The organism is Halomonas chromatireducens, assembly GCF_001545155.1.
GTDB lineage: Bacteria > Pseudomonadota > Gammaproteobacteria > Pseudomonadales > Halomonadaceae > Halomonas > Halomonas chromatireducens.
The window spans coordinates 891,095-912,053 of the sequence record NZ_CP014226.1 but is presented as its reverse complement, the minus strand read 5'-3'; the positions used below and the strand labels follow the sequence as shown (position 1 = coordinate 912,053).

At 61.8% G+C, this 20,959-nt stretch carries 20 protein-coding genes; 5 read left to right on the top strand and 15 right to left on the bottom strand.

The genetic code is table 11. The features are described from left to right. Positions 1-98: 98 nt before the first annotated feature. The 3 genes from LOKO_RS04230 to LOKO_RS04220 all read right to left on the bottom strand — a co-directional run bounded on the left by LOKO_RS04230 (position 99) and on the right by LOKO_RS04220 (position 3,481). Entirely contained in the window at positions 99-782 is a 684-nt protein-coding gene (locus LOKO_RS04230) for a midas domain-containing protein (protein WP_066445473.1), read from the bottom strand. Positions 783-935: 153 nt separating this feature from the next. Then, positions 936-2,873 carry a M48 family metallopeptidase gene (locus tag LOKO_RS04225; protein ID WP_066445471.1) on the bottom strand — a complete coding sequence of 646 codons (1,938 nt, stop codon included), beginning with the start codon at positions 2,871-2,873 and terminating at the stop codon, positions 936-938. An 11-nt stretch (positions 2,874-2,884) separates the two neighbouring features. Beyond that, positions 2,885-3,481 carry a LemA family protein gene (locus tag LOKO_RS04220; RefSeq protein WP_066445470.1) on the bottom strand — a complete coding sequence of 199 codons (597 nt, stop codon included), beginning with the start codon at positions 3,479-3,481 and terminating at the stop codon, positions 2,885-2,887. A 290-nt stretch (positions 3,482-3,771) separates the two neighbouring features. Here LOKO_RS04220 and LOKO_RS20475 point away from each other — a divergent pair, with 290 nt between their 5' ends. The 4 genes from LOKO_RS20475 to LOKO_RS04200 are packed head-to-tail and all read left to right on the top strand — an operon-like array spanning position 3,772 to position 6,331. Beyond that, positions 3,772-5,268 (top strand): DUF1538 domain-containing protein, encoded by a 1,497-nt coding sequence (locus LOKO_RS20475; RefSeq protein WP_335339204.1) that lies wholly within the window; start codon positions 3,772-3,774, stop codon positions 5,266-5,268. Beyond that, entirely contained in the window at positions 5,265-5,615 is a 351-nt protein-coding gene (locus LOKO_RS04210; protein WP_066445468.1) for a P-II family nitrogen regulator, read from the top strand. The genes LOKO_RS20475 and LOKO_RS04210 overlap by 4 nt, the downstream gene beginning before the upstream one ends. 24 nt (positions 5,616-5,639) lie before the next feature. After that, complete coding sequence (locus LOKO_RS04205; protein ID WP_066445467.1) at positions 5,640-6,026, top strand: CBS domain-containing protein; 387 nt, start codon at positions 5,640-5,642, stop codon at positions 6,024-6,026. A gap of 17 nt (positions 6,027-6,043) precedes the next feature. Continuing rightward, complete coding sequence (locus tag LOKO_RS04200) at positions 6,044-6,331, top strand: hypothetical protein (RefSeq protein WP_066445466.1); 288 nt, start codon at positions 6,044-6,046, stop codon at positions 6,329-6,331. A gap of 99 nt (positions 6,332-6,430) precedes the next feature. Here the strand turns inward: LOKO_RS04200 and pepN are convergent, their stop codons facing one another. The 5 genes from pepN to LOKO_RS04175 all read right to left on the bottom strand — a co-directional run bounded on the left by pepN (position 6,431) and on the right by LOKO_RS04175 (position 11,475). After that, a complete protein-coding gene (gene pepN / locus LOKO_RS04195) occupies positions 6,431-9,064 on the bottom strand; it encodes an aminopeptidase N (RefSeq protein ID WP_066445463.1) in 2,634 nt (877 codons plus the stop codon). Between the two features lie 76 nt (positions 9,065-9,140). Beyond that, the gene (locus LOKO_RS04190; RefSeq protein WP_066445460.1) at positions 9,141-9,545 is read right to left on the bottom strand and encodes a YbaN family protein; all 405 of its coding nucleotides are present in this window, start codon (positions 9,543-9,545) and stop codon (positions 9,141-9,143) included. A 162-nt stretch (positions 9,546-9,707) separates the two neighbouring features. After that, positions 9,708-10,241 carry an Hsp20/alpha crystallin family protein gene (locus LOKO_RS04185; RefSeq protein ID WP_066445456.1) on the bottom strand — a complete coding sequence of 178 codons (534 nt, stop codon included), beginning with the start codon at positions 10,239-10,241 and terminating at the stop codon, positions 9,708-9,710. A 218-nt stretch (positions 10,242-10,459) separates the two neighbouring features. Beyond that, positions 10,460-10,945, bottom strand: coding sequence for a YajQ family cyclic di-GMP-binding protein (locus tag LOKO_RS04180; protein WP_043512550.1), 486 nt, complete (start codon positions 10,943-10,945; stop codon positions 10,460-10,462). Between the two features lie 71 nt (positions 10,946-11,016). Continuing rightward, on the bottom strand, positions 11,017-11,475 hold the full coding sequence (locus tag LOKO_RS04175; protein WP_066445454.1) for a GNAT family N-acetyltransferase: 459 nt from the start codon (positions 11,473-11,475) through the stop codon (positions 11,017-11,019). Between the two features lie 168 nt (positions 11,476-11,643). Between LOKO_RS04175 and LOKO_RS04170 the strand changes: the two genes are divergently transcribed. Next, complete coding sequence (locus LOKO_RS04170) at positions 11,644-13,158, top strand: RimK family protein (RefSeq protein WP_066452216.1); 1,515 nt, start codon at positions 11,644-11,646, stop codon at positions 13,156-13,158. Positions 13,159-13,267: 109 nt separating this feature from the next. Here LOKO_RS04170 and LOKO_RS04165 read toward each other — a convergent pair whose 3' ends face one another. The 7 genes from LOKO_RS04165 to miaA all read right to left on the bottom strand — a co-directional run bounded on the left by LOKO_RS04165 (position 13,268) and on the right by miaA (position 20,949). Then, complete coding sequence (locus LOKO_RS04165; RefSeq protein WP_066445453.1) at positions 13,268-14,566, bottom strand: adenylosuccinate synthase; 1,299 nt, start codon at positions 14,564-14,566, stop codon at positions 13,268-13,270. A 102-nt stretch (positions 14,567-14,668) separates the two neighbouring features. Continuing rightward, on the bottom strand, positions 14,669-15,844 hold the full coding sequence (locus LOKO_RS04160; protein WP_066445451.1) for an ATP phosphoribosyltransferase regulatory subunit: 1,176 nt from the start codon (positions 15,842-15,844) through the stop codon (positions 14,669-14,671). Between the two features lie 186 nt (positions 15,845-16,030). Next, positions 16,031-16,912: a protease modulator HflC gene (hflC, locus tag LOKO_RS04155; RefSeq protein WP_066445448.1), complete on the bottom strand. Its 882-nt coding sequence runs from the start codon at positions 16,910-16,912 to the stop codon at positions 16,031-16,033. Continuing rightward, on the bottom strand, positions 16,913-18,148 hold the full coding sequence (gene hflK, locus LOKO_RS04150; protein ID WP_066445444.1) for an FtsH protease activity modulator HflK: 1,236 nt from the start codon (positions 18,146-18,148) through the stop codon (positions 16,913-16,915). 141 nt (positions 18,149-18,289) lie between these two features. Beyond that, positions 18,290-19,612 carry a ribosome rescue GTPase HflX gene (hflX, locus tag LOKO_RS04145; protein WP_066445440.1) on the bottom strand — a complete coding sequence of 441 codons (1,323 nt, stop codon included), beginning with the start codon at positions 19,610-19,612 and terminating at the stop codon, positions 18,290-18,292. A 9-nt stretch (positions 19,613-19,621) separates the two neighbouring features. Beyond that, positions 19,622-19,873 (bottom strand): RNA chaperone Hfq, encoded by a 252-nt coding sequence (gene hfq, locus LOKO_RS04140; protein WP_066445437.1) that lies wholly within the window; start codon positions 19,871-19,873, stop codon positions 19,622-19,624. Positions 19,874-19,998: 125 nt separating this feature from the next. Next, a complete protein-coding gene (gene miaA / locus LOKO_RS04135; RefSeq protein ID WP_066452215.1) occupies positions 19,999-20,949 on the bottom strand; it encodes a tRNA (adenosine(37)-N6)-dimethylallyltransferase MiaA in 951 nt (316 codons plus the stop codon). Positions 20,950-20,959: the final 10 nt, after the last annotated feature.

The following is a 20,959-nucleotide window of genomic DNA, read 5'->3' as shown; positions in this document are numbered from 1 at the left end:
CAGGCGCATTGGCCTGGCTTCTGCTTGAAGACTGGCCCCCCAGACGAAAGGCCCGCCTGACGGCGGGCCTTTTTCATGGCATGACGCAGCACGGGCCCTCAATCCTCGATGTCGAACTGAGGCGCTTCACTCTGCGGGTCGCGCCGCTCGGCTTCTTCGAACTGTTCGTCGAGTTGGCGCCGCGCTTCCTCGAAGCGACGCTCGGTTTCCTCCAGCATGGCATCGATATCCGACTGCGTCGTTTCGCCTCGCCGCTCCGCTTCCTCGTCGATGGCCGAAGGGGAGTCGCCGGTATCATCGTCCTGCATGGGTTCGATCGTCGAGCGAAAGTCCGTCGACTCTTCCATCGGCTCCAGTGCCGGCGAATCTCGCTCAACCTCTTCATACTGTTCATCAATACGCCGCTGTGCCTCCTCGAAGCGACGCTCGGTGTCCTCCAGGATGGCATCGATATCCGAGCTGGTAGGCTCACCCGGCAGGGCGCCCCCTTCATCCAAGGTTGCAGCCGGTGATTCACCCAACGTCTCGGCATCCGCTTCTATGTCGTCGCCCGGCTCTATGGGAGCAGCGTCCTCCGGTGTGGCCTCTTCCTCTGTCACGGGCGCCTCTTCGGTCGCCGCTTCCGTATCGTCGGGCATGGTATCTTCCAGTGTCTCGCCCGCGGGAATCTCCGTCTCCTCGACCTCGGGTGCCCCGGCCTCGTCTTCCGTATCGCCACAGCCAGCCAGGCCCAGCGCAAGGGTCAGCCCTACCGCGGCAAGCTTCCAGGGGGTCTTCGCCATTCAAGTATCTCCAGTCAATGTGAGGCCGTCAGGAAAAGAGATCCATTGCAGCAAAGCCCTGACGAACCTGCAAGTCGAGAGCACGTGCCCTGTGATAATAGGTTGGACAGCGCATCGACAAAACGATCCCTTTTCAGCGGGTAGAGCCAGGTATCAATCAGCGGCTGTCGCCGGCAATGGGCAGCCCATTGACCAGGCAACCGCCCGCAACATCTCAGCCTCAGGCGGCGCAATACGACCGTCGTGGAACACGCAGCGCGCCATGGCATCCAGCAGCAGAATCTTGTCGTCGTCCGGCAACTGCAGCAGCTTTTCCACTGCCTGATCCAGCTCCGCCGGACCCGCCAACCGGTCCATGTAAGCTGGCGCGATCGGCAACGCCTGAAGAGCGGACTGAAAAGCCTCCCTGGCCTCAGCCTCTTCCACATCCCCCGCCTTGGCCAGGCTCGACAGCAAACGTGCAATGGGAGCCTCCAGCGCAGCCAGCTGAAGATGACGGTGTCGACGGTAACGTGGCCCTTCGATTCCCACAAGCACGATACGATGCAGCGCCCACTGCAGGGCACCGGGGTGCGTCTCCTCGGCCATCAGCCGGGCAAGGCAGGTCCGGAAGCCGGCGAACTGAGCCGTGGTCAGCTGGCGCAGTACCGGTAAAGCCAGTTCGATCAGCGCCAGCCGCTGGCCAGGGGTCATGGCCGCCAGCGGAGGAGCCAGGCGGTCCAGCTCCACCAGCACCTCTGGTAGCGCCTGGTCCACCAGCGCCTGACGCTGGCGCTGGCGGCTGGATGGATCAACGCCCATCAATATGCCGTAGACCAACGCCCGGGCGGCATAGGGCTCATGGGCAGCCTCCAGCAGGCGGTCGTCCAGCCCATCCAAGGTCTGGCGTGCACGCAGGATATCCGCCGGGCCGGGCTGCCCGACCCGCTGCGAAAGGCCATGCGTACCGGCAGAGTGCGTCGTCGTGGGCCGAGACGACAGGGTATCAACGGCGGCTAGACCCGCCAGCCCGGCAGTCGACGGCATATCGCCGGGTTCACGCCTTTCGGCTGCCGGATCGTCACTGACCGGCCGCGGCTCCGGGAGGTTTCCATCCCAATCGGGCTCTAGTCGCTCGATACGCGTAGTCAGCGGCGGGTGGGTGGCGGTGAGCCCGCTCAGGCCGCGCAGGCCGCGACCGAAATAGAGATGACTGAACTCGGCTGCCTGAGTGGCCCGCAGCTCGGAGCCATGGGAGTGGGCCGCCAGGCGCTTCAGTGCCCGCGCCAGGCCTGCCGGATTGCGGGTGTACTGCACCGCGCTGGCATCCGCCAGGAACTCGCGCTGCCGGCTGACGGCAGCTTTGATGAGATTGCCGCAGAGCGTTCCCACGTAGCCCACTGCCATCAGAGCAATGCCCGCACCCAGCATTACTGCCTGGCCGTTACCGCGACGCGAGCTGCGCACCGCACGCCGACCGACCATGCCCCGCAGCAGCATGCGGCCGACCAGGCCAATCACCAGAATACCGTAGAGTAGCGCGACGAGGCGCATGTTGAGGCGCATGTCGCCGTGCAGGATATGGCTGAATTCATGGGCTATGACACCCTGGAGCTCGTCTCGATCGAGTGACTGGATAGCGCCACGGGTGACACCGATGGCGGCATCGTGGGGCGCGTGGCCCGCGGCAAAGGCGTTGATGGCGGACTCTTCCAGCACATAGACCGCCGGCACGGGCATGCCAGAGGCGATGGCCATCTCCTCCACCACATTGAGCAGTCGTTGCTCGTCGGTGTCATGGGTATTCGCATTGATCAGGCGTCCCCCCAACGCTTCGGCAACCGCAGAGCCGCCGCCCCGGAGCTGCCGGTGGCGCATCAGGCTTCCGACAGCCACCACTGCCACAACCCCAAGGGCGACACTGCCAAGCAACACCGGGTCGAACGCACGCGCCAGGGGATCGGCACCGGCTTGCCCGCCATCGAGCAGTGCCATGGCCACCGCCACGATCAGCACCGCCGCAGCCACCATACCGGCCACCGCCATGAGCAGCAGGAGTACCAGCCGTACCGTCAGCCGCCGCGCCTGGTCCTGGGCTCCGAAAAAGTCCATTCCTACTCCCGTCAGAAGCTGACCTTGGGTGCCGCCTGAATCTCGGCGCTATCCTCGAATTCGAGCAGGGCCGCATCCTCTCGATGCCCCAACGGACCTGCCAGCAGGATCGGAGGGAAACTCTGCTTGTAGGTGTTGTACTGCATGACCGCGTCATTGAAGGCCTGACGAGCAAAGGCGACCCGGTTCTCGGTGCTGGTGAGCGTCTCGGAGAGCTGGCGCATATTCTCGGATGCCTTGAGATCCGGGTATGCCTCCATGACCATGTTGAAGCGTCCAAGCGCAGCCCCCAGCGCCCCTTCGGCACCGGCCAGTTCGGCCATGGCTCCCGGCTCTCCGGGTTGTGCCGCGGCGTGCTTTAGGCCCGCCAGGGCCGTATTACGCGCCTCTGTGACAGCCTGGAGTGTCTCACGCTCATGGGCCATGTAGCCCTTGGCCGTCTCCACCAGATTGGGAATGAGGTCGTAACGACGCTTCAGCTGTACCTCGATCTGTGCAAAGGCATTCTGATAGCGGTTCTTCAAGGCCACCAACCGGTTGTAAATACTGACGCTGTAGATGACCAGCAGGCCCAGCACCACCAGCACGATGATCAACGAGACATTCATGGCTGCTCCTCTCCTTTTTGCGCGATGCGCGCGATCTCGTTCCGGACGAAAAACATAGTCTTGACCCTGATCAATTCACGACAAACCGGGCATTCCCACACAAGGCCATACGCGATGATATAATGTGGCCTCAGACGTATCATGTCGCCAGTGACCGTGGCACATCGCCAGTCATCCATCGAATCAGGCTAATGTTACTATCTGAAATGACAGGCTAGCCTGTCCACGCCCCGCTTAACAGCGACAAGACCGATTGTCGTATCAACGGAACATGCTCAGGGGAGCCGGTCTTGGCAGAGCAACTCAGGGATTTTCTCAAAGCGCTGGCCCATGCCATGCGTAACCTGTTGCCGATTATCATTGTGGTGGTCCTTTTTCAGGCACTGCTGTTGAGGCAATGGCCCGACAACGGGTTAAGCATGACGATCGGCCTGTTGATCGTTGCCGTTGGCGTCGCGCTGTTCCTGCAGGGGCTAGAACTGAGTATCTTCCCGGTGGGCAAGCGCCTGGCCAACCAGTTCGCTCGCCGCGGCTCGATGCCGATCCTGATGCTGTTCGGCTTTGCCATCGGATTCTCTGCGGTGGTGGCCGAGCCGGCGTTGATCGCTGTCGCCGATCAGGCCGCACAGATCAGCGATGGGCGGATCAACGCCCTGACGCTACGCCTGATCGTTGCCGGCTCCGTGGGGCTGGTGATGGCGCTCGGTGTGTTCCGAATCATTCTGGGCCACCCCCTGCACTGGTATATGATCGTGGGGTATATGCTGGTCGTCTTGGTGACGTTCTTCGCGCCCGAAGAAATCGTCGGCCTGGCCTACGACTCCGGCGGGGTGACCACCAATATCGTCACTGTGCCCCTTATAGCCGCCCTGGGCATTGGCCTCGCGGCCTCCATTCGTGGCCGCAGCTCACTGATCGATGGCTTCGGCCTGGTGGCGCTGGCCGTGATGGTGCCGATGATCAGCGTCCAGCTCTACGGCATCCTGGTCTACGCCGATCCGGGCAGCATCGCCAATAGCGCAGAGCTGGTCGCGCCCAGCAGCGACACAGAGCCCCCTTCCGGGCTGTTGGTCATGGTGCTCGATCTTTTCAGCATGTTGCGCGACGTGCTGCCGATCATTCTGGTGATCCTGTTCTTCCAATACGCCGTCCTCAAGCGTTCACTTGCCGATCCACTCAGGGTCAGCATTGGCTTCGCCCTGGTCATCATCGGTCTCTACGCCTTCGTGGTGGGTCTCAAGCTCGGCCTCTTCCCCATCGGCCAGAGCATGGCCTACCAATTGGTCACCCTCGATACCTGGCTCTGGGTCTATCTCTTCGCCTTCTGCATCGGTTTCGCCACCACCATGGCCGAACCGGCACTTATCGCCATTGGTCAGCAGGCCGAAGAGGCAGCAGCGGGCAAGATCCAGGGCAACGTGATCCGCCTGCTGGTGGCACTCGGCGTGGCCATTGGCATTACCATCGGTGTACATCGCATCATCACCGGCGACTCCATTCACCACTACATTATCGGTGGTTATACGCTGGTTATCCTGCTGACCGCCCTGGCGCCCCGGTATATCGTGGCTTTGGCCTTCGACCTGGGAGGCGTAACGACCTCCGAGGTGACCGTGCCCCTGGTAACGGCGCTCGGCATTGGCCTGGCCAGCCAGATCGATGGACGTAACGTACTGATCGACGGCTTCGGGCTGATCGCTTTCGCCTCGATCTTCCCTATCGTGACCGTTATGAGCTATGCCATCCTCATGGATTGGGTGGCCAAGTCTGGAGGCAAGAGGACATGAAGTTTTCGCTATTGGTTGCCATCGCTCCGGAGGATCTCGAGCAGGAGTGCATCGATGCCGCCACCGACGCGGGTGCCGTTGGCATGACCCTGATGTCAGGCCGAGGAATCGGTGGGGAGCGCAAGAAGACCTTCTTCGGCCTGACCTTCGAGGGCAGTCAAAGCATCATGCTGATGACGCTGGAGAAAGGGCTGTCGCTGAAGGTACTTAAGGCCATACGCCAGGTACTCAACGCTTCCGGCGATGACTCCAAGGGTTTGGTAATGACGCTGCCCGTGGAGCACCTCGGTGGCATCGACATGTCGCAGGTCAAGCGCTTCGAAGAGCGGCTCAGACACGACCACTGATTCAATAACAGACGGAGTGACAAGATGCTGGTCAAGGACATCATGATGCGCGACGTGGTGACGGTATCGCCCTTCGCCACCCTTCGCGACGCCCTGGGGTTGATGAAGCGCCACAACCTCAAAAGCCTGGTCGTCGAGCAGCAGGACCCCCACGACGCCTGGGGCCTGATCACCTACACCAATATCCTCAAGACCATCGTCGCCGAGAACGGTGATATCGACTTGATCAACGTCTATGACGTCTGCGCCAAGCCGGCCATCGGCGTCGGCGAGTCACTGGATGTGCGTCATGTCGCCAGCCTGATGACCGACAGCGTGGTGAAGCGGATTCTGGTGCTCGATGACAACAAGTTGGTGGGCCTGGTCACCATGGATGATATCGTAGGGACCGTTCTCGACATGATCGAGTAAGGCTACCGGAACGACACATGCAAGATTTCTTTACCTGGCTGGGCAAGACACTCGGCGAGATCATCCGTTTCATGGTGGATCTGCTGATCCACTTCTTCCAGAACCTGGGCGATGCCGCCCGTGGATTTTTCCACGGCCTCTCCGCTTCGCTAGGCGTCCCGACTACCCTGGTGAGCCTGTTGATCCTGGTTCTCGGCCTGTGGCTGCTCTATCTGGGCCTGCGCGCCCTGCTGCGCCGGCGCCTGGTGGCGACCCTGATCTGGGGGCTGCTCGGCGTCACGGTGTTGAGCTGGCTGATCAACTGAGCCTTCTCCGCCCGAAGCAACAGCACCACCCGAAACAGCAGCGCCGCCCCATGGGCGGCGCTGTGGTTCGTGCCAGGTTTAGCGACCGATTGCCGGCCTTCAAGCCAGCGCTTTTTCCACCACCTCATAGACGTTCGGCGAGAGCTCCTCGGCGCGAATACGCTCGAGCTCACCCTTCATCAAGTCCTGGCGGGTCTCGTCGAAGCGCTGCCAGCGGGTCAGCGGAGTGATCAGCCGTGCGGCGATCTCCGGGTTGAGTCGATTCAGCTCGATCACCACATCGGCGAGCAGTCGGTAGCCCTCTCCATCGATACGATGAAAGTTGACGCGGTTCTGGTTGGCGAAAGTTCCGACCAGGGCACGCACCCTGTTGGGATTCTTCAATGAGAAGGCCGGATGGTCCATCAGGTACCTGACACGGTCCAGCGCATCCGACTGAGGGCGGGTGACCTGAATGCTGAACCACTGGTCCATTACCAGCGGGTCGTGCGCCCATTTCTCACCGAAGGCTCGCAAAGCCGGGTCGGCCAGGTCCGTGCGGCTGCTGTGAGTGAGCAGGGTCAGGGCATGACGCACGTCGGTCATGTTGTGATCGGCACGGAACTGCGCCTGGGCCGATTCGATGCCCTGCTCATCCTCTATCGCCATCAAGTAGTTAAGGGCAACGTTCTTGAGGCTACGCTGGCCAATCTGCTCCGGTTCGGGAGCATAGGGAGCATCCGAGCGATTCGCCTCGAAAAGCGCCATGAATTCATCGCGAAGGGTGACAGCCAGGGATTGCTTGACGAAGGTGCGCGCCGCATGGATGGCATCCACATCCACCAGCGGCTGCTGTTCGGCGATATAAGCTTCGGAGGGAAGGGTCAACATCTCGGCAAGCACCGCCTTGTCGTCGCCGCCACGCTCAAGCAGGGCCCGGAAGGCCTCGACAACACGAGGATCCATCACCTTCTCGACACCATTGCGGTGTGCAGCAATCAAGTCATCCAGCGCCAGCATGGCCAGTCGCTGGCCGGCATCCCAGCGATTAAAACCGTCGGAGTCACTGGCCATGAGGAATGCCAGGTCTTCGCGACTGTAGTGGAAGCGCAGCTGAACCGGCGCAGAGAAGCCGCGCAGCAAGGAGGGCACCGGCGCCTCGGAAACGTCAGTGAAGATGAACGTCTGTTCGTCTTCACATAGATGAATCACCGCATCACTACCCAGCGAATCACCGTTCAACGTCAAGGGCAAGTCACGACCGCTCTTGGTACCTACCAGGCCCATACGCAGCGGAATGTGCAGCGGCTTTTTCTCAGGTTGGCCGGGGGTGGCCGGGGTACGCTGGCGCAGGGTCAGGTGGTATTCGGCATTGGCATAGTCGTACTCACCGTGGGCATCGATCTCCGGCGTCCCGGCCTGAGAGTACCAGCGCATGAACTGGGACAGGTCAAGCCCCGATGCCTCTGCCATGCAGCCTACGAAATCCTCGATGGTTACCGCCTGCCCGTCGAAGCGTCCAAAGTAGAGATCACTGCCGCGGCGAAAAGCTTCCCAGCCCACCAGATTGCGCAGCATGCGGACCACCTCTGCCCCCTTTTCATAAATAGTCAGGGTGTAGAAATTGGTGATCTCTATGTAATGATCAGGGCGTATCGGATGCGCCGTAGGCCCGGCATCCTCGGCAAACTGGGCCGTGCGGAAGAAGGAGACGTCCTCGATGCGCTTGACCGGCGCCGAATTGACATCGGCAGAGAAGCATTGATCACGGAAGACGGTGAATCCCTCCTTCAGCGAGAGCTGGAACCAGTCACGACAGGTCACCCGGTTCCCTGACCAATTGTGGAAGTATTCGTGGGCAACGATCCCCTCGACCCGCTGGAAGGCGGCATCGGTGGCGGTATGGGGATGGGTGAGCACCGCTGCCGAGTTGAAGATGTTGAGTCCCTTGTTCTCCATGGCGCCCATATTGAAGTCGTTGACCGCCACGATCATGAACAGGTCCAGGTCGTACTCACGCCCGTAGGTCTCTTCATCCCACGTCATGGCCCGCTTCAGTGACGCCATGGCATGGTCGGTCTTGTCGAGGTTCTCCTCCTCGACCCATATCTGCAGCGCCACCTCGCGCCCGCTCATGGTGGTAAAGCTGTCTTCTACTTTCTGGAGATCCCCGGCAACCAGGGCGAACAGATAGCAGGGCTTGGGGTGTGGATCCTCCCAGGTCACGAAATGGCGCCCACTCGGCAGCTCACCGCGCTCCACCGGATTGCCGTTCGAAAGCAATACCGGCTCACGGGTTGCGTCGCCTATCACCGTGGTGGAAAAGGTCGCCATGACATCGGGTCGGTCCAGGTAATAGGTGATGCGACGGAAGCCCTCTGCCTCACACTGGGTACAGTACATGCCGTTGGAGAGGTAGAGTCCCTCGAGCGCGGTATTTTCCTGCGGGGCGATTTCCACCTCGGTATCCAGCAGGAAACGCTCCGGCACCCGGTGTACGATCAGACCGGTTGCCGTGAGCGCATACTCATCCTGTTCCAGTGGCTGACCATCGATGGCGATGGACTTGAGCACGAGCTGCTCGCCATCGAGTTCAAGGGCGGCGCCGGCTTCTCGTTCCGGATGGCGCTCCAGGTGCAGGCGAGCCTTGACCCGGGTGGCATCGGGCTTGAGATCGAAGGTCAGTTCGGTGTGAGTGGCACGGTAGGCAGGCGGCCGATAGTCGCTGAGATAGGTCGGCTTGGGTTCAGACATCGCGGAAAGGCTCCTGACGGGAATCGACGACCATTGTACGGGGGCCGGCTCCCGAACCTCAAAGGCAGCCGTCGATTCAGCGGCGAACAAGCTGCGCGGGGGGAGCGCCAAGCCCCCGAGGCTCGGGACGGCTGGCAATCCACAGGCCCAGCAGCACGAGCCCGGTAACAAGCGTCACTTTCAGCCAGACCACGCTGAGGGTGAACAGCAATACCAGGATCGAGAAGCTCAGCATGGCCCCAGCCAACCATTTGGCGTGGCGGGGAATGGCTCTCTCGCCCTCCCAGGCCACCACGGCCGGACCGAAGCGGGGATGCTCACGAATCCACAGCGCAAAACGCGGCGAACCGCGAGAGGCCGCCCAGACCGCCAGCAGCATGAAGCAGGTTGTCGGCATCAGCGGCACGAAGACACCGATGACACCGAGGCAGAAGCTGACCCAGGCCAGGGCAATGTATGCGGCACGGCGAAGCGAGTGCATGCGCTTCCTCCGGAAGTGAGGCGATCCTGTTGCTGACCATTGAAGCCCATCACTGCCACCGTGGCCAATCGCCTCTGCCTATGGCGAAAAAAGAGCCCGCCACTGGGCGAGCCCGATACTGTCATCAGCGACCGGCATTGACAACCGGGTTATCAGCCGTTTTCACTGAATAGGTATTTCACGGCGGGCCGGCTTGGCTTGTTCACTGCGCGGCACCCGCACCGTCAGCACCCCTTTATCGAATGAGGCCTGGATCTCCTCATCCCGGGCATCCGCCGGCAGGTCCAGTACGCGCCGGAAGCTGCCATAGGAGCGCTCGACACGATGTAACTGGTGCTCCTCCGTACGGCTCTCGTGGCGCTTCTCGCCTTCAATGACCAGGCGATGGTCATCCAGGGAGAGCGTGATGTCCTTCTCCTCTACCCCCGGCACCTCGACGCTGATCACGTATTCGCTGCCACGCTCGGCGATATCGAGCCGTGGCTGCAGCAGACCCGGCATGTCCCCAAGGCGACTTTCCAGGGACGGCATGCCGAACTGACGCATCACGCTGTCCATCCAGCGATCCAACTCCTGATGCATGCCCAGGAACGGCGTGAGCTCACCCCGCCGGGACTCAACCGTGGTTGGCGGAGCCGGGGTATCAGCGTTCTCGCTCTTGAACCAGTTCCAGGGAGAGAGCTTCTGCAGATTCATACGCCACCTCCTGTTTGCTCACTTCATATGTGACACAAATCGGAATACCCAATGCCGTCGGGCTGCCCCTTGACATTAGCAGAATTGGTGGCGAATGGCGGGATTTCAAGTTCGCTTTCACCCCGACTTGACCTGTATCAGATCACACTGCAGTAGGGTGGAGGATCCAGCATCGAATGTCGTGATGCGGCAAGGCAGCACGACACCAAGGCACTCGCTCAGTCCCGAAAGTTGTCGAACTGCAGCGCCAGGTCGGGGCCGCCCTCGCCCCGCAACAGGGCCATGACCTGCTGCAGGTCGTCGCGCTTCTTGCCGGTCACACGGACCTTGTCGCCCTGGATCTGGGCCTGGACCTTGAGCTTGCTATCCTTGATGCGCTTGACGATATCCTTGGCTTCCTTCTGCTCGAGCCCCTGCTTCAGGACGATCTGCTGGCGGGCCCGGACGCCGGAAAGCTCGGGGTCCTGGGGATCCATGCAGCGGGCATCGATACCCCGGGCAATGAGCCGGTTGCGCAGCACGTCGAGCATCTGCGTCAGCTGGAAATCGACCTCGGCCTCGAGCTGAACGGTGTCACCATTGAGTTCGAGGCTCGCCGTCACACCCTTGAAGTCGAAACGACCCTGGATCTCGCGATTGGCCTGGTCAACGGCGTTGCTGGCTTCGTGCTTGTCGAATTCGGAAACGATGTCGAAGGATGGCATGGTCAAGTCCCACTGGCCGATTATAAGGAGGGTGGAAACGCATTCTAGCAGTTGCAGGTTATATTCACCTATCACACCGCCGTCAGCGGCTTTTCCATCTGCCAGCCGGCGCATCCATCCTCATAGTAGTCTTCCAGCCAACGCTGCAGGGTGAAGCCCATGCGCCGATATAACGCCAGCGCAACCCGGTTGTCGGCACGCACCTCCAGAACCAGGCGCTCACCGCCGCACCGCCGCGCCTCCTGCTCCAGGGCCTCGAGCAATTGGCGACCGATTCCCATCCCACGCACCTCGGGATGTACGCAGAAGGAGTAGAGACGCACACGCTGACTGCTTCGGCGAAACAGCAGGATGCCATGGCCGAGCAGGCGGTTCTCGGCGTTCTCGACCAGCAGAATATGGGCATTGGCCCGATTGAGCAGGTGCCACAGTTGCCGACGGCTGAATTGATCACCCTCGAAGGCGACCTGCTCGAGACGAACGAGGGCGTCCAGATCCTTGGCCTGCGCCTCGCGCAACGTAACGGTCATGTCATGAATTCCGGTTTGGCAGCAACGGATTGTCGCTATGCATCGCACACTTGTCAGCAGCAGCGCTGGATGAAATTTTTTCAGGCTGCCAGCATCTTGTCCATAACCTCGGTCAAGGGCATGCTGAATGCCTCTCCCCGCCGCCCTACCTACCTCACCAGGAACCTCATGTGCCCGCTACGTATCGTCGTTGACCGCCTGGATGACTGGCGGCCCTATTACCCTACCGAGGATCTGGTCAGTGCCGACGATTTCCTGTCACTGGACCGACGGCATCGTACCAGCCGCGACGACCAGGACCGGGCCACTCATGTCATCAACCTTTGCAGTGAGTTGGACTATCTGGGGCGCGGCTACTACGTCTCGCTACTCGCCCAGGCCCGTGGGCAACGTGTCCTGCCCACCGTGGAGACGCTCAACGCACTGGCACGCAAGTCACTGACCGACTTGCAGCTGGACTCCCTGGCACCGCTGCTCGGCGAGCTGGCCAGCGAGGGGCAGCTTCTTGGAGACCAGGTGACGCTGCGCCTGCTTTTCGGCGAGTGTCGCGAGCCCGGGCTTGCCAGGCTGGCACGGCGCCTGTTCGAGCGCTTGCCCTGCCCGCTGCTGGAAGCCCGCCTGGTACGTCGTCACGATCTATGGCGCCTGTCACGGCTCAAGCCATTGCGGCTGCGCGACCTGACCGTCGATGAACAGGACCTGTTCGCCTCATCGCTCAATCGCCATTCGCTCAAGGTATGGCGCACGCCCAAGGCGCGTCGGCGCTATCGCTACGACCTGGCAATCCTTATCGATCCTCAGGAAGCCCTTCCACCAAGCAATCGCGGCGCGCTTCGGGCGTTCATCCGCGCGGGCCGCCGCATGGGAATCAATGTGTCGCTCATCACCCGCCGCGATATGAGCCGGCTTGCCGAATTCGACGGCCTGTTCATTCGCGAAACCACGGCGCTTGATCACCACACTTATCGCATGGCCCGGCTGGCTGAGCATGAAGGCCTGGTGGTGATCGATACCTCTCAGGACATCCTGCGCTGCACCAACAAGGTCTATCTGCATGCCCTGCTACGCGCCCGGGGGGTGCCTGCGCCGGAAGGCCGGCTATTGAAGCGCGGGGACCGGGGCCGCCTGGCCGAATCGCTGCAGGGCATGACCTTCCCACTGGTCTTGAAAATACCTGATGGCGCCTTTTCCCGCGGCGTGGTGAAGGTTTCGGACTCAGACCAACTGGAACGGGAGGCCACCAAGCTGTTCGACAGTTCCGCTCTGCTGCTGCTCCAGGAGTGGCTGCCTACCGAATATGACTGGCGCATCGGCGTGCTCGACGGCCAGGTTCTCTTCGCCAGTTGCTACTACATGTCGCGTGGCCATTGGCAGATCTATGACCATTCCGGTGAACGGATGAAAAGCGGCGGCTTCACCACCCACGATCCCGATGACGCGCCGCCCGCGGTACTTCAGGCTGCCCTCAAGGCCACTCGCCTGATCGGCAACGGCTTCTATGGTGTGGACATCAAGCAGGCCGGCGAGCGAGTCGTGGTCATCGAAGTCAATGACAACCCCAATGTGGATGCTGGCATAGAGGATGCCGTGCTGGGCAAGGCACTTTATGAGCGCATCATGCGCGTCTTCCTGACACGCATGGAAGCACGGCGACATCAGGCGGGCATCGTCAGCCTGCCTTGAAATGCGCCCCCCAAAAAGAACAAGCCGGCTTACGCCGGCTTGTTGCTTCTATTTCTGTATTCTCTTCCGATAACGACTAATTTCGATGTCGATCAAGCCTTACGACTGGCTACTCGCCGTCGAACGGGTTACGCAGCACGATGGTCTCGTTGCGGTCCGGCCCGGTGGAAATGATATCGATGGAAATACCCACCTTCTCTTCCAGGAAGCTGATATAGGAGCGAGCGTTCGCCGGCAGTTCTTCCACTCGCTTGATCCCGAGGGTCGATTCGCTCCAGCCCGGCAGGTCCTCGTAGACTGGCTCGAGGGCTTCGTAGCCTTCGGAATCCACCGGCGTGTCGAGTACCTCGCCGTCCTTGCCGCGATAGCCGACGCAAACCCGGATATTTTCCAGGCCGTCCAGCACATCCAGCTTGGTCAGGCAGATGCCGGAGACCGAGTTGATCTGCACGGCGTGCCGCAGGGCGACGGCATCGAACCAGCCACAGCGACGCGGGCGCCCGGTGGTGGCGCCGAACTCGTGCCCGCGCTCGGCCAGATGGCGGCCATGCTCGTCGAAGAGCTCCGTGGGAAAGGGTCCGGAGCCGACACGGGTGGTGTAAGCCTTGGTGATGCCCAGCACGTAATCGAGGTAGAGCGGCCCCACGCCGGAGCCGGTAGCGGTGCCGCCGGCAGTGGTATTGGAGCTGGTAACGAAGGGATAGGTACCGTGGTCGATATCGAGCAGTGAGCCCTGCGCACCTTCGAAGAGGATGTTTTCCCCAGCTCGGCGAAGCTCATGCACCAGGCCCACAGTGTCGCAGACCATGGGGCGCAGTTCCTCCACCATGACCATGGCTTCGTCGAGCACCTGCTGGAAATCCACCGCCTGCTCGCCGTGATAGTTCACCAGCACGAAGTTGTGATAGTCCAGGACCTCGCCCAGCTTGGAGGCAAAGCGCTCACGATGGAGCATATCCCCCAGGCGCAGACCGCGGCGCGCGACCTTGTCCTCGTAGGCGGGGCCGATACCGCGGCCGGTGGTGCCGATCTTGGCGACGCCACGCGCCTTCTCCCGCGCCAGGTCGAGACGGACATGGTAAGGCAGGATCAGCGGGCAGGCGGGCGAAAGACGCAACCGCTCGCGTACCGGAACCCCCTTCGCCTCGAGCTCGCGGATCTCCTTGATCAAGGCTTCCGGCGACAGCACCACGCCGTTGCCGATGACACAGGTCTTGTCCTTGCGCAGGATACCGGAAGGGATCAGGTGGAGAACGGTCTTCTCACCGTCGATGACCAGGGTATGGCCAGCATTGTGCCCCCCCTGGAAACGCACCACTGCAGAAGCGGATTCGGTCAGCAGGTCGACGACCTTGCCCTTGCCCTCGTCTCCCCACTGCGTGCCCAGTACGACTACGTTCTTGCCCATTGTGATCTCGTCTCTCGTGTCGGCGCCCCCACTGGGGCGCGTCCATGATCCGGCCCGCGGGCCGCGTTCGGTGACCGGCCCGCATTGCCGGTGTGGTCAAGTCTAAAGCGCCACTATCTGCCAGCGACCATCGCTATCTACCAACTGGTGGCTGCAACGATGTGCCTCAGGAGCGGTAGCCTGGCCCGGCAAGGCCTGAACCACGCGCTTGCCTTGCTCACGCAGTGTTGCGATCGCTTCTGCTATACCCTCGCCTTGCGCCGGTGCCCAGATGCCATCGCAAGCCGGCTCGCTCTGTACCAAACTGGCCAGCAGCTTGAGGTCCATGGAAAAACCGGTCGCCGGCCGCGCACGGCCAAAGGCCCTGCCGGTATCGTCATAGCGTCCGCCCTTGGCCAGCGCCTGGCCATAGCCGGGCACGAAGGCGGTAAACATCATGCCCGTGTGATAACGGTAGCCCCGTAGCTCGGCAAGATCGAAATAGAGGTCGACCTGAGGGTGGGCATCCCGCACACCCTGGTACAGCGCTCTCAACTGAGCCAGCGCCTCGGTTACCGCTACCGGAGCACCGGTAAAGTGATCAAGCGCCTCGTCCAGCACCTCCGGACCACCGTGCAGCTCGCCAAGTGCCATGAGCATTGCCGCCAATGCCGGATCCGACACGCTGGCACCGACCTGCTCCGACAGTGCCCCGGGAGACTTCAGTTCGAGTGCTTCGAACAGCGCCCGCTCCTGATCGCGATCGAGCTCGGCCGCCTCGACCAGGCTGCGATAAATCCCGATATGTCCCAGGGCCAGGTGCAGCTCCTCGGCGCCCGCCAGCCTGAGACTGGTCAACGCCAGCAGCAGGATTTCCAGGTCGGCTTCCAGGCCGGCATGACCAAACAGCTCCACACCTACCTGCACCGGGCTGCGCCCACCCTGATGCTGGTCGGCCTTGGCGCGCAGCACGTTGGTGCAGTAACAGAGCCTGGCCGGCCCCTGGTGCCGCATCGAATGGGCATCCATTCGAGCCACCTGGGGCGTCACGTCGGCACTGACCCCCATCATGCGGCCCGTCAACTGGTCGGTCAGCTTGAAAGTCTGCAGATCGAGGTCGGTGCCGGTACCGGTAAGCAGGGAGTCGAGGAACTCCACCGGCGGTGGCATTACCTGATCGTAACCCCAGCAGGGATAGAGATCGAGCAGCGCCCGGCGCAGCTCTTCCATGCGGCTCGCCTGAGGCGGCAGCACTTCGTCCATGCCGTCGGGCAGCAGCCAGCGGTCAGCAATGGTCATGTTGTCAATCCTGCAAGACAGTTGGAAGCGGGGCGAAAAGTATTTGCGTTGCCAAAGAATGCCCACAAAAAAACCGGGCCACGCCCGGTTCGAGGATTCTATCACGTTTGCCGGCGGGTTGAACCCCGCCGGGCGCCAGGATGAAAGCTCATGGAGGGGGCGGAAAGCCTGCCCCGCCCCTCCAACTCAGTCCTGATCTGGGAACGGCGACTTGAGATAGCGGAAGAAGTCGCTGGAGGGATCCAGCACCAGCATATCCTTTTCGCCATCGAAGCTATCACGATAGGCGTTCAGGCTGCGCCAGAAGGAGAAGAACTCCTGGTCCTGGCCGTAGGCTTCGGAGAAGATGCCTGCCGCTTCGGCATCACCTTCACCTCGAAGCGTTTCGGCACGCTCGGTGGCCTGTGCCAGAAGTACCTGGCGTCGGCGATCGGCGTTGGCGCGAATACGCTCGGCCTCTTCCTGGCCCTGGGCTCGCCATTCGCGAGCCTCCCGCTCACGTTCGGAGCGCATACGGTCATAGACAGCCGCCGACACGTCTTCCGGAAGGTCGATCCGCTTGACTCGAATGTCGAGTATCGAGACCCCCAGTTCTTCACGCATCAGGGAGTCGAGATCCTCGGTGGGCCGGATCATCAAGTCGTCGCGACGCTCGGCGATGATCTGCTGAAGGTCCAACCGGCCAAACTCGTTACGCAGGCTCTCGTCGACCCGCGGCTGGATCAGGCGGATCGCCATCAGCTCATCACCGGCAGTCGCCTCGTAGTAGCGGGTCGGATTGACCACCTGCCACTTGACGAAGGAGTCGACGATCACCGCCTTCTGTTCGAGGGTCAGGTAGCGGCTGGTATCGGTATCCAGCGTCAGCACCCGGGTATCGAACTTGCGTACGGTCTGGGTGATCGGGACCTTGAAGTGCAGTCCCGGCTGGATGTTCTCCTCTATGACCTCACCGAAGCGCAGCTTGACGGCACGTTCGGTCTCGTCGACCACATAGAGACTGTTACTGGCCAGCCAGGCAGCGGCCGCCAGAGTACCCACGATAATCAGTGAACGATTATTGATCATTTAGCGGCCCTCCCTGCGGATACCACTGTTGCTGCCGCCGCCCTGCGCGGAGGAGGTGGTGCGGAGCCGCTCCAGGACGCGCGGGTCCAGCTCGCCGCTCTCGCCACGGGCACTGTCACCTTCGCCATCTCCGCTGCGGGTTCCGCCGGGACGCTGGTCGAGGGGCAGATACATCAGCGGTGTCTCGTCGCTGACGTCGATCAGCACCTTCGGTGTCTCGCCGAAGACCTCGGCGATGGCATCCAGGTAGAGACGCTCACGCATGATTTCCGGTGCATTGCGGTACTGGACCAGCAGTGCATTGAAGCGGTTCGCCTGACCCTGAGCCTCGGCAACCACCGACTCACGATAACCCTGACCCTGTTCGACCAGGCGCTGCGCCTGACCCTGAGCGGCAGGTATGATGGCATTGGCGTAAGCCATGCCCTCGTTGATGGTCCGCTGACGATCCTCACGAGCCCTGATGACGTCATCGAAAGCATCAATGACGGGAGCCGGCGCCGAGGTGGACTCGATGTTGATGGTCTGCAGGCGTATACCGGTGCCATAGCTGTCCAGATACGACTGCAGGCGGCTGGCGACGGAGCTGCCGAGAATTTCACGTCCGGAAGTGAGGATCTCGATCATATCGGTGCCACCGACCACGTGACGCAGTGCGGAGTCCAGCGCATTCTCGATCGACAACTGCGGGTTGCGCACGTTGAGCACGAAGTCACGCGGATTGTTGACCTGATACTGGGCCGATATCTCGACCTCGACGATATTCTCGTCGCGGGTCAGCATCGCCTGTGATTGCGTCAGCGAGCGAACCCGGGTCACGTTGACCATGCGCACATCATCGATCAGGGGCGGATTCCAGTGCAGGCCGGGCGTGACCACGTCCTGGAACTTGCCGAAGCGCAGTACGACACCGCGCTCTGCCTGGTCGACCAGATAGAAGCCCGAGGCCCCCCAAATCGCCAGGGCAATGACGAGCAGCAGGCCGGGCAACGCCAGAGTATTGCGCGGCTTGCCGCTGCCCCCCTTGCCGCCCTTGCCACCGCCACCTTTGCCACCGCGACCACCCAGCATGCCATTGAGCTTGTCCTGAAACTTCTTCAGGGCTTCATCAAGGTCGGGTGGCCCCTGGTTACCGCCACGGTTTCCGCCCCCGCCGCCATTACCACCGCCGCGCCGGCCCCCTCCGCTCCAGGGGTCATGCTGGTTGCCACCACCACCAGGCTCATTCCAAGCCATACGTCGTCTCCACTCTGCGTTGCCTCCCCGCCACCGTCTTCTGGGTAGTGGGGGAGTCGGTTGCCATCCTGTCGTCGGCGCCAACGGCGCCTGGCTATTCTGTTTATGGGGAAGCCGGTCATCTGGCCAGAGAGCCCGAGGCTATCTGGCCTCCCATACCGGGCGTTCACACAGTTCAGGAGGAAGGTAATCCTCGGCCCGCTCATCCAGCCGAGACATCAGCTGCAGGAAGTCGCGCCGGGGAAGTCGCACTTTGAGTCCCACTCTGCCATCCGGTTCCTCGAAATGCTCTTCTCTGACTGCGCCAAGCTCATGCAGGCCCGCCCGCAGCCGCCCCTGTTCCGGAGAAAGTGTCAGTGAAAAGTCAATCACGTCATCGGCGAGGCACTCCGAAAGCGCCTCCTCCAACAAGTCGAGCCCCCGGCCCTCCTGCGCTGAAACCCAGACCACCTCCGGGCGGCCCTGGCCGTCACGCTCGATTCGCGGAGCGCTGTCGAGCAGATCGATCTTGTTCATTACCTTGAGCATCGGCACATCCAGGGCACCGATTTCATTCAGGACACCCTCGACCTCGCTGATATTGCGTTCGCGATCAGGGTCTGCGGCATCAATGACGTGTACCAGCAAGGTTGCCTCGGATGCCTCCTGGAGCGTGGCCTGAAACGCCTCTACCAACTTGTGTGGCAGGTGGCGGATAAAGCCGACGGTATCGGCTAGCACCACGGGGCCCACATCGCCGATTTCCAGGCGCCTCAACGTCGGATCGAGGGTAGCGAACAGCTGGTCTGCCGTATAGACCTTCGATTCGGTCAACGCATTGAATAGCGTCGACTTGCCGGCGTTGGTGTAACCGACCAGCGAAACGCTGGGTATCTCGGCCCGAGCCCGGGCACGTCGATTCTGGGCACGCTGAGTACGCACCTTGTCGAGGCGCTTGTGTATTGCCTTGATGCGCGCCCTCAGCAGACGCCGGTCAGTCTCCAACTGGGTCTCGCCGGGCCCACGCAGGCCAATGCCGCCCTTCTGTCGCTCCAGGTGAGTCCAGCCGCGCACCAGTCGGGTCGACATGTACTCCAGTTGCGCCAGCTCGACCTGCAGCTTGCCCTCATGCGTACGTGCCCGCTGGGCGAAGATATCGAGGATGAGCCCCGTGCGATCGAGAACGCGACACTTGAGCACTTGCTCGAGATTGCGTTCCTGGGAAGGGCTCAGGGCATGGTTGAAGATCACCAGTTCCGCGCCGTGAACGCTCAGCGTCTCGCGCAGCTCCTCGACCTTACCGCTGCCGATGAAGGTACGCGAATCGGGCCGTTGCCGGCTACCACTCAACAGGGTGGCAGGCTCGGCACCCGCCGAGCGCACGAGCTCCAGGAATTCACCTGGATCCTCGCGCTCACGCTCATCCTGAAAGTCCACATGAACCAGTACTGCCGTTTCGCCGGCATCGGGACGTTCAAAAAACAATCAATAACCTCACACGTTGCTTTCCGGCTGAGCCGCAGGGTCCTGCGGCGGCAGGCGTACATTACGCGATGGCACCACCGTGGAAATGGCATGTTTGTAGACCATCTGGCTGACGGTATTGCGCAGCAGTATGACGAACTGATCGAATGACTCGATCTGTCCCTGCAGCTTGATGCCGTTGACCAGGAAAATCGACACCGGAATGCGCTCCTTGCGCAGGATATTCAGGTACGGGTCTTGAAGGGATTGCCCTTTGGACATGCTACCTCTCCCTAAAACGTTCTCATGAGGGGTGGAAGTTGTGTTCTTGGGTTGTCTGCCTATAGCGGCATGACACCATGCCGGCTTGGCCTGGTCACCCGGCCACTCGAAGCCAACATCTTACGCTAAGAGCCGAATTCGCGCACGAATTTCAGGATTTCACTCAACGCGTCGTTACCTTGGGTATCGACCCAGTGTAGACCCGGCCAACCTCGCAGCCAGGTCAATTGGCGCTTTGCCAGTTGCCGCGTCGCAATAACGGTGCGCTGGCGCAGCAGCTCGATATCACCCTCGCCATCGAGCTTACCATCGAGATAGTCCCATACCTGACGATAGCCCACGCTCTTCATGGAGGGCAGGTCGGCATGCAGGTCGTCACGGGCACGCAGCGTTGCCACTTCCTCGACCAAGCCGTCCTCCAGCATGCCATCGAAGCGTTGGGCAATACGCTCGTGCAGGATATGACGTTCGAATGGCGTGACTCCTATCGACAACACCTTCCAGGGGAAGGTTTCAGGACGTTGCTCCCGCCAAAGATCAGTGAGGGTCTTATTCGTGGCCCGGTAAACCTCCAGGGCACGCATGAGACGCTGCGGATCATTGGGGTGTATGCGGCTGGCAGATTCCGGATCGATGCGCGACAGCGCTTCATGCAGGGCGGCGAGCCCATCCCGCTCGACCTCACGCAATAGCTCGGCGCGTATTGCCGGGTCGGCCGGCGGGAGGTTGGCCACGCCTTCGAGCAGGCGCTTGGCGTACATCATGGTGCCGCCCACCAGCAGCGGCACCCGGCCCGCTGCGGTAATTTGTCGCATCTCGCGAAGTGCGTCATCGCGAAAATCCGCCGCCGAATAGGGCTCGGCCGGATCGCGAATGTCGATCAATCGGTGTGGCGCCCGGGCTAGCTCCTGGGGCGAGGGCTTGGCGCTGCCGATATCCATGCCGCGGTAGACCATGGCCGAATCCATGCTGACCAGGTCACACTCGAGGCGCTCATGCAGCGCCATGGCCAGGTCGGTCTTGCCGGCGGCGGTGGGACCCATCAGAAGGATGGCGGGGGGGCGGGTATCTGGCAGTGACAAGGAG